The organism is Enterobacter chengduensis (assembly GCF_001984825.2).
Classification (GTDB): Bacteria; Pseudomonadota; Gammaproteobacteria; order Enterobacterales; family Enterobacteriaceae; genus Enterobacter; species Enterobacter chengduensis.
Genome location: NZ_CP043318.1, coordinates 2,984,287 through 2,999,655 on the forward strand (window position 1 = coordinate 2,984,287; position 15,369 = coordinate 2,999,655).

Consider the following 15,369-nt stretch of genomic DNA (forward strand, 5'->3'; position numbering starts at 1 on the left):
CCTCTCCCGTGGGAGAGGGTTGGGGTGAGGGCATCAGGCCGCACAACCACAATAAAAAACCCGCCTCGGCGGGTTTTTTCATCTCAACGGGTCGGGTGATTCATAATGTGGTCTTCCCAGTCCTGCACCTCGGACTCTTTCACCGCAATGTGGCGCACGGAAATGCGCTCGCCGTGCATCGCCGCTTTTGACCCCGTCAGCAGCGGGTGCCAGGCCGGTAAGTCTTTCCCGTCGGCCAGCAGGCGATAGGCGCAGGTATGCGGCAGCCATTCAAACGTCGGCAGATTATCCCGGGTTAACTTGATGCAGTCCGGTTCGAATTCAAAGCGGCGCTCATAGTTGCGGCACTGGCAGGTTTTAATGTTTAGCTGCTTGCAGGCCACGTTGGTGAAGTAGATTTCGTCCGTATCTTCATCCATCAGCTTGTGCAGGCAGCACTGCCCGCAGCCGTCGCACAATGATTCCCATTCCGCGTCAGTCATGTCGTCGAGAGTTTTGCTTTGCCAGAAAGGGATGTCGTTCATCAGGATGTCCACACGTCAAAAGAAAGCGCACCTTATAACGAGTCTGGCACGTTGTTGCAAGTTTTGCCGCCCTCTTCAGGCGGCAAGATGGGGTTACAGCACCCGGGTTTTCAGCGACAGGCCGTTAAAACCGACCTCAAGCTCATCACCGCTGAGCAGCGGCCCAACGCCTTCTGGCGTCCCGGTCAGGATCACATCACCCGGTTTCAGGGTAAAGAAGCGGCTCATGTAGGCGATCAGCGGCACAATCTTATGGATCATGTCTGCGGTGGTGCCCTGCTGGCGGATTTCGCCGTTGATCTTCAGGCTGAGCGGCGTGTTCTGCGGATCGCCGGTAAACTCGCTCACCGGCACAAACGCCGAAATCGGGCAGGAATTATCAAACCCTTTGGCTTTTTCCCACGGCTGCCCGGCTTTCTTCATTTTGCCCTGCACGTCACGCAGGGTCAGATCCAGCGCCACGCCGTAGCCGGCAATCGCTTTCTGGACATGTTCTTCGGAGGCCTGACGCAGCGTCGCGCCGATCAGCACGGCGAGCTCAACTTCGTGATGCACCGAGCCCAGCCCCTGCGGCAGCGCCAGCGGCTGACGGATATCGCAAAGCGCCGTTTCAGGCTTAATGAACAGGACCGGCTCTTCTGGCGTCGCGCTGCCCATCTCCTTAATATGTTTTGCGTAGTTGCTGCCCACGCAGACCACTTTGCTGACGGGATAATCCAGTAATGCACCTTGCCAGTTATGATGTTGATACATGGTCGACCCCTAAACGGTTGATGTGTTGTGCTCAAAAACAGCTGAGACTATTTTTTACCGTTCGCCTCAAGATGCTGTTTTAATAAATTCTCGGGCGGCGGCGGAAGCTGTAAATAATAGCCCTGCTCGGCTAAGGCCGTTTTCACTTTATCCAGATCGGCATTAATCAATTTCTTACGACCGTCCAGCGGCAGCAGCATCGCCAGCTGTGGTCGGCCAAAGCTCTTCATTAATTCTTCAGGCACGCGTGAAAAATCGTCTTTCTTTTCGACATAAAGATAGGTCTGGTCACGGCTTGTACTTCTGTAGATCACACAAAACATGTTTTTACTCTGAATTAATGGGTGGTTGCTTGCCTCAATATACTCCTGACTATAACATGCCTGATACTCTTCGGAATATCGCAGCGAATGGTTGCGGTTAATAGCAAATTGAGTAAGGCCAGGATGTCAAACACGCCCATCGAGCTTAAAGGCAGTAGCTTCACCTTATCAGTGGTACATTTGCATGATGCAAAACCCGAGGTTATTCGTCAGGCGTTAGAAGACAAAATCGCCCAGGCTCCCGCCTTTCTGAAGCACGCCCCTGTTGTTATTAACGTCAGCGGTCTTGAGGCATCGGTTAACTGGACATTGCTCCAGCAGGCCGTCTCCTCAACCGGACTGCGTATCGTGGGCATCAGCGGCTGCAAAGATACCGAGCTGAAAGCGGAAATTGACCGTGCGGGGCTGCCGCTTCTGAATGAAGGTAAAGAAAAAGCCCCCCGGGCGGCACCCGCTGCCGTCCAGACGCCCCCTCCTGCGGTGCAAAACGTTACAAACATCACAAAAACGCGAATGATTGATGTGCCGGTTCGTTCCGGTCAGCGCATTTATGCACCAAACTGTGATCTGATTGTTACAAGCCACGTCAGTGCTGGCGCTGAGCTGATTGCAGATGGCAATATTCACGTATACGGTATGATGCGTGGACGTGCGCTCGCAGGGGCAAGTGGCGATAGAGATGCGCAAATATTTTGTACTCATCTGACGGCGGAACTGGTGTCCATCGCAGGTGAATATTGGCTGAGCGACAAGATCCCAGCCGAATTTTATGGCAAAGCGGCTCGCCTGCTGCTGGCAGACGACGCGTTGACCGTTCAACCGTTGAATTGATCCCTTTTTAACAAGGAATTTCTATGGCACGCATTATTGTTGTTACTTCGGGTAAAGGAGGCGTTGGCAAGACCACCTCCAGCGCGGCCATCGCTACAGGTTTGGCCCAGAAGGGAAAGAAAACCGTCGTTATCGACTTCGATATCGGCCTGCGTAACCTCGACCTCATCATGGGATGTGAGCGTCGCGTCGTGTATGACTTCGTGAACGTCATTCAGGGCGATGCCACGCTGAACCAGGCGATGATTAAAGACAAGCGCACCGAGAACCTTTACATCCTCCCGGCTTCTCAGACGCGTGACAAAGACGCCCTGACCCGTGAAGGGGTGAAAAAGGTGCTCGACGAGCTGAAGAAAATGGAGTTCGACTTCATTGTCTGCGACTCTCCTGCCGGCATCGAAACCGGTGCCCTGATGGCGCTCTATTTCGCTGATGAAGCCATCATCACCACCAACCCTGAAGTTTCATCCGTGCGTGACTCAGACCGCATTCTGGGGATCCTCGCCTCTAAATCCCGTCGTGCGGAAAATGGCGAAGATCCGATTAAAGAACACCTGCTGCTCACCCGCTACAATCCGGGCCGCGTGAACAAAGGTGACATGCTGAGCATGGAAGACGTGCTGGAGATCCTGCGCATCAAGCTGGTGGGCGTTATCCCGGAAGACCAGTCCGTGCTGCGCGCCTCTAACCAGGGCGAGCCAGTGATCCTTGATACAATGGCAGATGCAGGTAAAGCTTACGCCGATACCGTTGACCGTCTGCTGGGAGAAGAACGTCCTTTCCGCTTCATTGAAGAAGAGAAGAAAGGTTTCCTCAAACGCCTGTTCGGAGGATAAGTTATGGCATTACTGGACTTTTTTCTCTCGCGGAAAAAGAACACCGCCAACATCGCAAAAGAACGTTTGCAAATTATCGTTGCGGAGCGTCGTCGTAGCGACGCCGAGCCTCACTACCTGCCCCAGCTGCGCAAGGACATCCTGGAAGTGATCTGCAAATATGTGCAGATTGACCCGGAGATGGTGACGGTGCAGCTGGAACAAAAAGACGGGGATATTTCGATTCTGGAGCTGAACGTAACGCTCCCGGAAGCGGAAGAGTCGCGTTAATTCGTTTGTGATTTTGTAGGCCGGGCAAGCGTCGCGCCGCCCGGCAATTTCCCCGGTGGCGCTGCGCTTACCGGGGCTACACGTCTTTAGCGTGGGTAGGCTTCCAGCAGCGTATTCAGGCGATCGGCCATCAATTTCCCGCGCCATCCCGCCAGCATTTCCGGCACGCCGCTCTGCGGCTTCAGCTTCCAGTGCCCGTTCAGCAGCTGGTTAATCTGACGACGTGAGGCGAGCAGCTCCGCGCTCAGCTTGCTTTCCGTGGCAACGTCCTGCACCAGCGCCTTGATATCCTTAAACGCTTTGCGATAGCCCGGCATATCCATCAGGTTCAGCAGCGGTTCCGGCAGCGCCTCTTCCGGCAGCTCCTTCGCTTTAGCGACCAGCGCCAGCAGGGTTTTGCCGTGGAAGCGGATCTCGCTGCCCGAAAGCCCAATGCTGTCCAGCTCGCCCAGGCTGCCCGGCATATAGCGCGCGACCGCCCAGAGGTGTTCTTCGCGAACCACAAAGTTAACCGCCAGGTCGCGCTCGCGCGCTTTACGCAAGCGCCAGTCGGCCAGCAGCTGCAGGCACGCCAGCTGGCGCGTACGCAGCTGCCAGGCGTTGCTGATGTCGCGCCAGGCCTCTTTCGGGTCCACCACTTCCTGACGGCGCTGCTGGGTCATACGGCACTCGTCGAGCGCCGCAGGCAGCCAGCCGGAGGCTTCTGCCTCTTTCATCAGCTGTCCGGCAATCGGCAGCAGGTAAAACACGTCAGCCGCCGCATACTCCAGCTGACGCGCGGTTAGCGGACGCGCCAGCCAGTCGGTACGGGATTCGCTTTTATCCAGCGCCAGGCCCGTGTACTCCTCCACCATGGCGGCGAAGCCCCACGAAAGCGGACGGCCGCTGAAGGCCGCGAGGATCTGCGTATCGATCAGCGGCTGGGGCATAATGCCAAACGTGTTCAGAAAGACTTCCAGATCTTCACTGCCCGCGTGCAGGTATTTCGTCACGGCGGTATCGAGCAGCAGGTCACGCATCGGCGTCCAGTCGGTAATGCCGAGCGGGTCGATCAGCGACACGTGTTTACCGTCGAACATCTGAATCAACCCCAGCTGTGGATAGTACGTCCGGGTACGGACAAACTCGGTATCCAGGGCAATGGCAGGAAAGTCGCGCGTCACTTCGCACAGCGAAGCCAGCTCGTCGTTGGTGGTGATCATCTGGTAATTCAAAACGGATTCTCTTTTGTTTGCGCCCATAAAAAACGCCGGCTTAACCGGCGTCTGGGCGATTAGCGTGAAGCTCAGGCCTTATTGTCTACTTTGGCACGGGCTTCGTCACGTAATTCTCGTCGTAATATCTTTCCGACGTTGGATTTCGGCAGCTCATCGCGGAATTCAACCAGCTTCGGCACCTTGTAGCCCGTCAGCTGACGACGGCAGAACGTTACCAGCTCTTCTTCCGTGAGTGAAGGATCCTTCTTGACCACAAATATCTTGACCGCTTCGCCGCTGCTGCCGGAAGGCACGCCGACTGCGGCGACTTCGAGCACGCCGCTGTGCTGCATAACCACGTCTTCAATCTCATTCGGATAGACGTTGAAGCCGGAGACCAGGATCATGTCTTTCTTGCGATCGACGATGCGCAGGAAGCCCTCGTCATCCATCACCGCAATATCACCGGTGTGCAGCCAGCCGTCTTTGATGATATCATCGGTCGCATCGGGACGCTGCCAGTACCCCAGCATCACCTGTGGACCTTTGACGCACAGCTCGCCCGGCTCGCCCGGCGCGACTTCGTTATCGTTATCATCGACCAGCTTGGCCTCGGTGGAAGGCACCGGCAGACCAATGCTCCCGCTGTGATAGTCGATATCATGCGGGTTAACGCTGACCAGCGGCGCGCATTCCGTCAGGCCGTAGCCCTCCAGCAGATACTGACCGGTGAGCTTCACCCAGCGCTCGGCCACCGCCTGCTGAACCGGCATGCCGCCGCCCGCTGAGAGGTGCAGCGTGGAGAAGTCCAGCTGCTGGAACTCTTTGTTATTCAGCAGCGCGTTGAACAGGGTGTTTACCCCGGTCATCGCGGTGAACGGATATTTCGCCAGCTCTTTCACCAGGCCCGGAATATCTCGCGGGTTGGTGATCAGGACGTTTTGCCCGCCCAGCTCGATAAAGAGCAGGCAGTTCATGGTGAGGGCGAAAATGTGGTAGAGCGGCAGCGCGGTGATCACCAGCTCTTTACCCGGATGCAGCAGCGGACCGTAGGTGGCGTTAACCTGCTCAAGATTCGCCAGCATGTTGCGGTGGGTCAGCATCGCGCCTTTGGCCACGCCGGTGGTGCCACCGGTATACTGCAGGAAGGCGAGATCGTCTGGCACCACTTCCGGCTTGACGTACTGCATGCGGTAGCCCGCGTGCAGCGCGCGGCGGAAGGAGATCGCGTCCGGCAGGTGGTATTTTGGCACCAGACGCTTAACGTATTTGACGACAAAGTTAACCAGCGTGCCTTTAGCGGTCGAGAGCTGGTCCCCCATGCGGGTCAGGATGACGTGTTTGACCTGGGTTTTGTCGACCACTTTTTCCAGCGTATGGGCAAAGTTGGACACAATGACGATCGCGGTCGCGCCGCTGTCATTCAGCTGGTGCTCCAGCTCGCGCGGGGTGTACAGCGGGTTGACGTTGACGACAATCATCCCGGCTCGCAGGATGCCGAACAGCGCCACCGGGTATTGCAGCAGGTTCGGCATCATCAGCGCGACGCGGTCCCCTTTTTGCAGCCCCAGCCCCTCTTGCAGATAGGCCGCAAACGCCCGGCTACGCTCCTCAAGCTTACGGAACGTCATCACCTCGCCCATATTCACAAATGCGGGCTGGTCCGCGTAGCGCCTTACCGAGTGTTCAAATAACTCCACCAGGGATTGATAACGGTCAGGATTGATCTCAGCAGGAACATCTGCGGGATAACGGTTAAGCCAAACCTTCTTCAATGCATCACCTCTGAAATGAGTGTTCGTCGTCATCACAACCCCGATAATAAACAGTTTGTTAACATTATATTAACTCAGCGTACCAGTTTATTAATTGTTCAGATTTAAGGTTGCGAAGCGCGTCACTCTTTTTTTTCGTTTTATCCGTAAAAAAACAGAGACAGCGGCTGAGCCGCTGTCTCTTTTCCAACAATAACAGTAAGTTACTCAGTAACGATCGTCTGAACCTGTGCCGGGCCCGGGTTATACCAACCCCAGCCCGGGTAGCCGTAACGATAAGGATGTGGACCCCACATCCACGGATCGATCGGCTGAGGCGGCATGATCACCTGCTGTGCCAGCCGCCAGCGTTTGTAACCGTTGACCTGCATGGTCATAAATTTATAGGGCGAGCTGCCGATTTTGCCCTGCACGGTGCCGGTAATGGGCCCCACGACGGTCACCAGCTGTCCGCGAAAATCGACCGGGTCGAGGAAACCACTGACGTCCGCATAGATACGCCCCAGAGAGGCCTCGCCCAGGACAGGCCGCGCGCCGCTGTCCAGCGGAACGGTCGCGATCTCCAGGCGGGTTTTCCCCTGCTGGTTTTGCACTTCTATCACCTTGCCGCCAAAGCGCGCTTCCTGGCCGACGTACAGCTCAGGCGCATTCATTACCCGTACCAGATCCTGCTGGGGCGTCGGGCTACTGCCCTTAATCGCATCAGGAACGGAAACGCATCCGCTCAGTGCTATGGCAAACGCGCCTGCCATAATAAGGCGTACCACTTTAGTCTGAACCGCCATGATGCGACTCCTTTTTCTCAGTTCCTGTTACTGAGATTCACTCGCGGCCCGGAAGTTTCTTCCACGCAACGGTGTTTCGCAAATAAACCGGCTCCGCGTGTTCAACGGCAACGGTTTTTCCTGCTGCGAGCAGCTGACAGGCAATCGGAAGCATATCTTCCGCCGCAGGCAGAAGCATATTGCCGTCCACCAGCGTCAGCCCGGTGTTATTTGCCATTTCAGGCCACGCCGGCCAGCCGGTGCCGACGGTTGCCCACTCACCGGACAGCTGCTGCAGTCGTTCAGTGACCGCTTCCGGCTTAAGCACGGCTTCCGTCTCTTCACCGTGCCACACGCCCTGCGCGTCGCGAGTGTATTCGGCCCAGTACACTTCGCCCATGCGGGCATCAATTGCGGCCAGCACGCGCGTTGCCCCGGTCATGCGCCACGCGCCCTGCGCCATGGTGGCGAGGGTAGAGACGCCGATCATCGGCAGGTCAGCGCCCAGCGCCAGCCCCTGGGCAATGCCAATCCCGATACGTACGCCCGTAAAGCTGCCGGGGCCGCGGCCAAAGGCCAGCGCGTCGAGGTTGGATAAGGAGGTGTTGCCCTGGGTTAAAATGGCTTTTACCAGGGGCAGAATGCGTTGGGTGTGTTCCCGAGGGCACTCTTCGAAATGGGCAGAAACAGCACCGTCGTTCAACAGAGCGACAGAGCAAGCCTCTGTCGCGGTATCAATAGCCAGAATTCGCATCGGTCGTCGCGCTCTCGCAAGGGTCAGTCACAAAATGGCGCGCATCTTAGCACACTCCGGGGTAAATTACTCCGCCGTTGGGTTTGCCAGGAAACGCACCGCGCGTTTTATGTCCCGCGTACGCGGCGCGGGCGGCAGGCTGGCGAGGAAGGTCGCCCCGTACGGGCGCATCACCAGCCGGTTATCGCAAATGACCAGCACGCCGCGATCGGTGACGTCGCGGATGAGTCGTCCTACCCCCTGCTTGAGGGTAATCACCGCCTCCGGCAGCTGCACCTCGTCAAACGGGTCCCCCCCGCGCAGGCGGCAGTCTTCCATGCGCGCCTTCAGGAGCGGATCGTCCGGGGAGGTAAACGGCAGCTTATCAATGATCACCAGCGAGAGGGTGTCTCCCCGCACGTCGACCCCTTCCCAAAAGCTGCTGGTGGCGACCAGCAGGGCATTACCGGCGCTGACAAACTGCTGGAGCAGCTGGCCTTTGCTGGTTTCGCCCTGCAGCAGCACCGGCAGCGTCATGGTGGCGCGGAACTGCTCGGCGAGATCGCGCATCATGGCGTGAGAGGTGCAGAGCATAAAGCAGCGGCCGTTGTTGGCCTCGATCATCGGTTTTAACATCGCGGCCAGATGGCGCGCCGCGCCCGGCTGGTTCGGCAGCGGTAAATTACGCGGGACGCAGAGCAGCGCCTGTTTTTCATAATCAAACGGGCTGGGCAGCAGCAGCGACTCCGCCTCCTCAATGCCGAGGCGCTCGGTAAAGTGATGCAGATCGTCATTCACCGACAGGGTTGCCGAGGTAAAGATCCAGCTTCCCGGCTTTTGCGCCATCACCTCTTTAAACTTATCCGCCACCGTCAGCGGCGTGAGCGCCAGGGTGAAATGGCGCGAGGTGCATTCATACCAGTAGCTGTAGCCCGGCTGGTTAATCTCCTTCAGCCGTTTCAGGCGGCCGCGATACAAGGTGGCGCGCTCGAAGGCGGCATCCAGCAGCGCCGAGCGGCCAAGCGACAGCTTCGCCACGTCATAGCAGAGTTCGAGGGCATCATCGAGCAGCAGCAGCGCGCGCTGGATGTTTTTGTCCGCCAGCAGCTCGCGCAGGTTGCCGCGATAGCCCGGCTCGCCGAGCTGCAAGCGGAAATCCTGCGCGCTTTGGGCCAGACGGTCGGCGCACTTCTGCAGCTGCTGGGTATCTTTGAGTTCGGTCCGGTAAGCGATGGTGAAATCTTTCGCCAGATCCTGAAGCTGGCGGCTGGAGAGCGACTGGCCGAAGTACTGGCTGGCGATGTCCGGAAGCTGGTGGGCTTCGTCGAAAATCATCACGTCCGCCTCTGGGATCAGCTCGCCGAAACCGCTATCCTTGACGACCATATCCGCGAGGAACAGGTGGTGGTTCACCACCACCACATCCGCGTCCATCGCCGTTTTGCGCGCTTTCACCACAAAGCAGTCTTTGTACAGCGGGCAGTCGCTGCCGAGGCAGTTGTCGTTGGTGCTGGTCACCAGCGGCCAGGCGGGAGAGTCTTCCGGCACGCTCGCGCAGGTGCTGATATCGCCCTCTTCGGTCTGGTTCGCCCAGGCGCGAAGGATAATCACGTCACTGAGGGTTTGTACCGGCAGGTCGCCGCCCGCCAGCGCCTGCTGCTCAAGACGCTCCAGGCAGAGATAGTTGGAGCGCCCCTTCAGCAGCGCCAGACGGCCTTTGTATTTCAGCGCCTTTGCCACCGTGGGCAAATCGCGGCTGTAGAGCTGATCCTGCAGCGCCTTCGAACCGGTGGAGATAATCACCTTCTTTTTCGCCCGCAGCGCAGGCGCAAGGTAAGCATAGGTTTTACCCGTGCCGGTACCGGCTTCAACCACCAGCGGCTGAGCCTTATCGATGGCGCGCGCAACGGCGTGCGCCATCTGACGCTGAGGCTCACGGGGTTTGAAGCCGGGAATCGCCTTCGCTAATTGGCCTTCAGGGGAAAAATCGTCTGCCACGGTGCTCTCTCACTGTATTTTTGCACAGGGATTATGTCAGCCCATCCTCTCCTGTGCCACCCCAAATAGTGACGACGCCGGAACAATATGGCAGTCTTGCGGCCTGACGACGAAAAATAACGAGGAAACGTTTATGACAATTGTGCGCATTGATGCCGAAGCCCGCTGGTCTGATGTGGTGATCCATAACCAGACGCTCTACTACACCGGCGTACCGGCTAACCTGGACGCGGACGCGTTCGAGCAGACGGCGAACACCCTGGCGCAGATTGACGCGGTGCTGGAAAAACAGGGCAGCAACAAATCCCGCATTCTGGATGCGACGATTTTCCTGGCGAACAAAGAAGACTTCGCGGCAATGAACAAAGCCTGGGATGCGTGGGTGGTGGCGGGTCACGCGCCCGTACGCTGCACCGTACAGGCCACGCTGATGAAGCCGGAATACAAGGTCGAGATTAAGATTATCGCGGCGGTTTAAGCCCGATTACTCTTCATCTTCATCCTCGAAACGCGCCACGATCCGCTCGCCGGTATGCGTGGCGCGCAGTTCTTCCGCCACCTGGGAAATCGCCTGTCCGCTGCTCATCCCCTGGGACATCAGTTCCTGAATTCGCTCAACCGCTTTCTGCTGCTGTTCATGGCTCAGAGAAGGTAAACCTGCAAACATCGTCAACTCCTGCTAAATTATTCGCGCTAATTATTTCACGCTGCCCGGTAGTATGCCACACATGAACATGCGCTTCCCCACTGTTATTACCTTGCCCTGGCGCGCAGACGCCGCTGAGTTCTGGTTTGCCCGCCTGAGCCATCTTCCGTTTGCGATGCTGCTGCACTCCGGCCATGCGGACCACCCCTATAGCCGCTTTGATATTCTGGTCGCCGATCCGATAAAAACGCTGACTACCGACGATCTGTCGTTAACGGACGATCCGCTGGCGCAGCTTCAGCAGGCGATTAACGCGCTGGGCTTATCTGCAACACCGAACCCGGACCTCCCTTTTCAGGGGGGCGCGCTGGGGCTGTTTGGCTACGATCTGGGTCGCCGTTTCGAAACGCTGCCGGAGCATGCGCAGGCTGATATTCCCCTGCCGGACATGGCCGTGGGGCTCTATGACTGGGCGTTAATTGTCGATCATAAGAAAAAAACGGTTTCCCTGCTGAGCCATCGTGACGCCCAGGCGCGTCTGGCGTGGCTTGAAGCGCAGCAGCCTGCACCCGCAGAGACGTTCACGCTGACCTCCGGCTGGCGCTCGAACATGAGCGCCGCGGAGTATGGCGAAAAGTTTTCGCGCGTTCAGGCCTATCTGCACAGCGGCGACTGCTATCAGGTGAACCTCGCCCAGCGCTTCCAGGCGACATACCGGGGGGATGAGTGGCAGGCCTTTACCCGCCTTAACGCCAGCAATAAGGCGCCGTTCAGCGCGTTTGTGCGCCTGGAACAGGGGGCCATACTCAGCCTGTCACCCGAGCGCTTTATTCATCTGGCCGAGGGCGCGATCCAGACGCGTCCGATTAAAGGCACCCTTCCGCGTCTTGCCGATCCCGACGCCGACTGCCAGCAGGCGGAAAAGCTGGCCAGCTCCCCGAAGGACCGTGCCGAAAACCTGATGATTGTCGATCTGATGCGTAACGACATTGGCCGGGTGGCCGTTCCGGGCAGCGTCCGCGTGCCGGAACTGTTTGTCGTCGAGCCTTTCCCGGCGGTGCATCATCTGGTCAGCACCGTTACCGCGCGGCTGCCCGATTCGCGCACGGCCTGCGACCTGCTGCGCGCCGCGTTCCCGGGCGGCTCCATCACCGGCGCGCCAAAGGTGCGGGCGATGGAGATTATCGACGAGCTGGAGCCGCAGCGCCGCAACGCCTGGTGCGGCAGCATCGGCTATATCAGCCTGTGCGGCACGCTGGATACCAGCATTACCATTCGCACGCTGACGGCCTGTAACGGCAATCTTTACTGTTCGGCCGGAGGCGGGATTGTCGCCGATAGCCAGGTCGATGCGGAATATCAGGAAACCTTTGATAAGGTTAACCGTATCCTGAAACAACTGGAGTAATCACGGGTGGAAAAAGAGAACCTGACGCTGGATGACTTTTTATCTCGCTTTCAGCTATTACGACCGCAGGTCAACCGCGAAGCGCTGAATCAGCGTCAGGCGGCGGTGCTGATCCCGGTCGTGCGACGCGCGCAGCCTGGCCTGCTGCTCACCCAGCGCTCGCCGCATATGCGTAAACACGCCGGTCAGGTTGCCTTTCCGGGGGGGGCGGTAGACAGCACCGACGCCTCGCTGATTGCCGCCGCGCTGCGCGAAGCCCAGGAAGAGGTTGCCATTCCGCCGGAGGCCGTGGAGGTGATCGGCGTGCTGCCGCCCGTCGACAGCGTCACCGGTTTTCAGGTCACGCCGGTGGTGGGCATTATCCCGCCGGGCCTGCAGTATCACGCCAGCGTCGATGAAGTCTCTGCGGTGTTTGAAATGCCGCTGGATGAAGCCCTCCGACTGAGCCGCTATCACCCGCTGGATATTCAGCGTCGGGGGCATGACCATCGGGTCTGGTTGTCCTGGTATCAGCATTATTTTGTCTGGGGCATGACGGCGGGCATTATTCGCGAGCTGGCGTTGCAAATCGGCTTGAAGCCTTGACTATACTTTACATTCCCTCGTTTTTTGCAGGTTTGCGATCGGCGTCGCGCTATTAGCAAAACCCATCGTTAACCATTAGTTTAATTCATGTGAATAGTTAAGCCGAGGTCGGTGTTCCCTCTTACACTATGCGCAGTTATAACATCGTTACTGGAACCCCGGTAACCCTGTCAGGAGTGTGAAAGTGATTAGTATATTCGACATGTTCAAAGTGGGAATTGGCCCTTCGTCTTCCCATACTGTTGGCCCGATGAAGGCCGGTAAACAGTTCGTCGATGATCTGGTCGAAAAAGGATTACTGGAAAGCGTTACCCGTGTTGCCGTAGACGTTTATGGCTCGCTGTCCTTAACGGGTAAAGGCCACCACACCGATATCGCCATTATTATGGGTCTGGCTGGCAACATGCCGGATACCGTTGATATTGATGCCATCCCGGCATTCATCCGCGACGTGGAAACACGCGGTCGCCTGCTGCTGGCAAACGGCCAGCAGGAAGTCGATTTCCCGCAGGATGACGGCATGCGTTTCCGCAGCGACAACCTGCCGCTGCACGAAAACGGCATGACCATTCACGCGTTTAGCGGTGAAAAAGAGATCTACAGCAAAACGTATTACTCCATCGGCGGTGGCTTCATCGTGGATGAAGAGCATTTTGGCAAAGACAGCGTCGGCGACGTCAGCGTACCGTACCCGTTCAAATCGGCGACCGAGATGCTGGGCTACTGCAAGCAGACCGGCCTGTCCCTGTCCGGCATGGTGATGCAGAACGAATTGGCCCTGCACAGCAAAAAAGAGATTGAAGACTATTTTGCGAACGTCTGGCAAACCATGCGCGCCTGTATCGACCGCGGAATGAACACCGAAGGCGTTCTGCCGGGTCCACTGCGCGTGCCGCGTCGTGCCTCGGCCCTGCGCCGTATGCTGGTGACCACGGACAAGTTCTCCAACGACCCGATGAACGTGGTCGACTGGGTCAACATGTTTGCCCTGGCGGTTAACGAAGAGTTTGCAAAAAGCGATACACGGTGCTTTTTGACATCATCACGCGCTGCGACAACTCTGTAATACCTATTTCACGCTCTTCTCCCAGCGCCTGTAAGATGCCAAACACCTTCAGCACGGAAGAAACAGAATCTGGCTGTTTATCCAAATCCGCAATAGCCATTTACCACCTCATAGAGAGTGTTTTATAAAAATCAGAACCGGTTTTTATTATAAGTTCCCGTCATGTCACCTGCAATCAATCCGCGTTTACTTCGTTACAAATCTGCGACATATCACGCCTGTAACAGTGCTAAAATAGTTACCCTGAGAATAATTTCACGCTGAGCTTTTTTAATCCTCATGGAAAAAAACCTTTCCGATGGCCTGCCTTTACCCCAGCGGTATGGCGCGATAGCGACCATCATTATCGGTATCTCAATGGCCGTTCTGGACGGCGCAATCGCGAACGTTGCCCTGCCAACCATCGCCAGCGACCTGCACGCCTCTCCCGCCAGCTCAATATGGATTGTTAACGCCTATCAGATAGCGATTGTGGTTTCCCTGCTCTCGTTCTCTTTTCTGGGCGATATGTTCGGCTACCGTCGGGTGTACCAGTGCGGTCTGGTAGTGTTTACCTTCACGTCCCTGCTTTGTGCCCTTTCAGACTCGCTGCATACCCTGACGCTGGCCCGCATTGCGCAGGGTTTTGGCGGCGCGGCGCTCATGAGCGTAAACACGGCGCTGATCCGCCTCATTTATCCGCAGCGCCATCTGGGTCGCGGCATGGGAATAAACTCGTTTATTGTCGCCGTCTCTTCCGCTGCCGGGCCAACTATTGCGGCGGCGATCCTTTCCGTTGCGTCATGGCAATGGCTGTTCGCCATTAACGTGCCGCTGGGTATGGTCGCCATCTTCTTTGCCCTGCGCTTTCTTCCCGCTAACGGTCCCAAAAGCACCATGCCGCGCTTCGATGTGGCGAGCGCGGTGATGAATGCCCTGACCTTTGGCCTGCTGATTACGGCGCTGAGCGGCTTTGCGCAGGGACAATCTCTGTTACTCACTGGCGCTGAGCTCATCGCCCTGCTGGCAATCGGCTTCTTCTTTGTTCGCCGCCAGCTCACGCTTCCCGTGCCTCTACTGCCCGTCGATCTGCTGCGCATTCCCCTCTTTTCGCTCTCCATCTGCACGTCAGTCTGCTCGTTCTGCGCCCAGATGCTGGCTCTGGTTTCTCTCCCCTTCTTTCTGCAGAGCACGATCGGGCGTTCAGAAGTGGAAACAGGCCTGCTGTTAACCCCCTGGCCTCTGGCGACCATGGTGATGGCGCCGCTGGCGGGTTACTTAATTGAACGCGTTCATGCCGGTTTACTGGGCGCGCTGGGGCTGGGGGTGATGGCGACAGGCCTGTTCGCGCTGGCATTGCTCCCCTCATCGCCAACCGATTTAGACATCATCTGGCGCATGATCCTGTGCGGCGCGGGGTTTGGCCTGTTCCAGTCCCCCAATAACCACACCATCATCACCTCCGCGCCGCGTCATCGCAGCGGAGGTGCCAGCGGCATGCTCGGGACCGCTCGCCTTCTGGGACAAAGCTGCGGGGCGGCGCTGGTCGCCCTGATGTTTAACCTCGCCGGACAAAACGGCAACCATGTTGCACTGCTCACCGCAGGTGCACTTGCCTCCCTCGCCGCTATCGTCAGCGGCCTGCGGGTGACCCAGCCCAGGGTTCAGGCATAAAAAAAGCC

General features: G+C 57.6%; 16 protein-coding genes and 2 pseudogenes. 8 read left to right on the forward strand and 10 right to left on the reverse strand.

All coding sequences use genetic code 11. The features are described 5' to 3' along the window. Positions 1–83: 83 nt before the first annotated feature. The 3 genes from FY206_RS14480 to FY206_RS14490 all read right to left on the reverse strand — a co-directional run bounded on the left by FY206_RS14480 (position 84) and on the right by FY206_RS14490 (position 1,600). Positions 84–524 carry a YcgN family cysteine cluster protein gene (locus FY206_RS14480; protein WP_032642632.1) on the reverse strand — a complete coding sequence of 147 codons (441 nt, stop codon included), beginning with the start codon at positions 522–524 and terminating at the stop codon, positions 84–86. A 93-nt stretch (positions 525–617) separates the two neighbouring features. Continuing rightward, positions 618–1,277, reverse strand: coding sequence for a fumarylacetoacetate hydrolase family protein (locus tag FY206_RS14485; RefSeq protein ID WP_032641204.1), 660 nt, complete (start codon positions 1,275–1,277; stop codon positions 618–620). Between the two features lie 47 nt (positions 1,278–1,324). Beyond that, positions 1,325–1,600, reverse strand: coding sequence for a YcgL domain-containing protein (locus FY206_RS14490; protein ID WP_032641206.1), 276 nt, complete (start codon positions 1,598–1,600; stop codon positions 1,325–1,327). 123 nt (positions 1,601–1,723) lie between these two features. On the opposite strand from FY206_RS14490, the gene minC reads away from it, so the two are divergent. From minC to minE, 3 genes are read left to right on the forward strand one after another with little or no spacing between them, the layout of a single operon-like run. Beyond that, positions 1,724–2,431, forward strand: a complete 708-nt coding sequence (minC, locus tag FY206_RS14495; RefSeq protein ID WP_032641208.1) for a septum site-determining protein MinC — start codon at positions 1,724–1,726, stop codon at positions 2,429–2,431. Positions 2,432–2,454: 23 nt separating this feature from the next. After that, positions 2,455–3,267 carry a septum site-determining protein MinD gene (gene minD, locus FY206_RS14500; protein WP_032641210.1) on the forward strand — a complete coding sequence of 271 codons (813 nt, stop codon included), beginning with the start codon at positions 2,455–2,457 and terminating at the stop codon, positions 3,265–3,267. A 3-nt stretch (positions 3,268–3,270) separates the two neighbouring features. Continuing rightward, complete coding sequence (gene minE / locus FY206_RS14505; protein ID WP_024909868.1) at positions 3,271–3,537, forward strand: cell division topological specificity factor MinE; 267 nt, start codon at positions 3,271–3,273, stop codon at positions 3,535–3,537. An 86-nt stretch (positions 3,538–3,623) separates the two neighbouring features. Here the strand turns inward: minE and rnd are convergent, their stop codons facing one another. The 5 genes from rnd to yoaA form a co-directional block, all read right to left on the reverse strand. Further along, positions 3,624–4,751 (reverse strand): ribonuclease D, encoded by a 1,128-nt coding sequence (gene rnd / locus FY206_RS14510; protein WP_100249860.1) that lies wholly within the window; start codon positions 4,749–4,751, stop codon positions 3,624–3,626. Positions 4,752–4,822: 71 nt separating this feature from the next. Continuing rightward, positions 4,823–6,508: a long-chain-fatty-acid--CoA ligase FadD gene (fadD, locus tag FY206_RS14515; protein ID WP_077064186.1), complete on the reverse strand. Its 1,686-nt coding sequence runs from the start codon at positions 6,506–6,508 to the stop codon at positions 4,823–4,825. Positions 6,509–6,711: 203 nt separating this feature from the next. Continuing rightward, on the reverse strand, positions 6,712–7,293 hold the full coding sequence (locus FY206_RS14520; RefSeq protein ID WP_032641217.1) for a Slp family lipoprotein: 582 nt from the start codon (positions 7,291–7,293) through the stop codon (positions 6,712–6,714). Positions 7,294–7,330: 37 nt separating this feature from the next. Next, positions 7,331–8,026: a tRNA (adenosine(37)-N6)-threonylcarbamoyltransferase complex dimerization subunit type 1 TsaB gene (gene tsaB / locus FY206_RS14525; RefSeq protein WP_077064185.1), complete on the reverse strand. Its 696-nt coding sequence runs from the start codon at positions 8,024–8,026 to the stop codon at positions 7,331–7,333. Between the two features lie 66 nt (positions 8,027–8,092). Then, positions 8,093–10,003, reverse strand: coding sequence for a DNA repair helicase YoaA (gene yoaA / locus FY206_RS14530; protein WP_032641221.1), 1,911 nt, complete (start codon positions 10,001–10,003; stop codon positions 8,093–8,095). Positions 10,004–10,136: 133 nt separating this feature from the next. On the opposite strand from yoaA, the gene FY206_RS14535 reads away from it, so the two are divergent. Further along, on the forward strand, positions 10,137–10,481 hold the full coding sequence (locus FY206_RS14535; RefSeq protein ID WP_032641223.1) for a RidA family protein: 345 nt from the start codon (positions 10,137–10,139) through the stop codon (positions 10,479–10,481). Between the two features lie 6 nt (positions 10,482–10,487). On the opposite strand, the gene FY206_RS14540 is transcribed toward FY206_RS14535, so the two are convergent. Beyond that, entirely contained in the window at positions 10,488–10,670 is a 183-nt protein-coding gene (locus tag FY206_RS14540) for a YoaH family protein (protein WP_008500497.1), read from the reverse strand. 61 nt (positions 10,671–10,731) lie between these two features. Between FY206_RS14540 and pabB the strand changes: the two genes are divergently transcribed. The 3 genes and pseudogenes from pabB to FY206_RS14555 form a co-directional block, all read left to right on the forward strand. Then, positions 10,732–12,057, forward strand: coding sequence for an aminodeoxychorismate synthase component 1 (gene pabB / locus FY206_RS14545; RefSeq protein ID WP_032641225.1), 1,326 nt, complete (start codon positions 10,732–10,734; stop codon positions 12,055–12,057). A 6-nt stretch (positions 12,058–12,063) separates the two neighbouring features. After that, the gene (locus FY206_RS14550) at positions 12,064–12,642 is read left to right on the forward strand and encodes a CoA pyrophosphatase (protein WP_032641227.1); all 579 of its coding nucleotides are present in this window, start codon (positions 12,064–12,066) and stop codon (positions 12,640–12,642) included. 184 nt (positions 12,643–12,826) lie between these two features. Beyond that, positions 12,827–13,654 (forward strand): annotated as a pseudogene (locus FY206_RS14555) (L-serine ammonia-lyase); the annotation flags it as partial. On the opposite strand, the pseudogene FY206_RS14560 reads toward FY206_RS14555, so the two are convergent. Next, positions 13,641–13,808: pseudogene (locus tag FY206_RS14560) on the reverse strand (helix-turn-helix domain-containing protein); the annotation flags it as partial. The pseudogenes FY206_RS14555 and FY206_RS14560 overlap by 14 nt on opposite strands. 179 nt (positions 13,809–13,987) lie before the next feature. Here FY206_RS14560 and FY206_RS14565 point away from each other — a divergent pair. Continuing rightward, a complete protein-coding gene (locus FY206_RS14565) occupies positions 13,988–15,361 on the forward strand; it encodes an MFS transporter (protein WP_032641253.1) in 1,374 nt (457 codons plus the stop codon). Positions 15,362–15,369 lie beyond the last annotated feature (8 nt).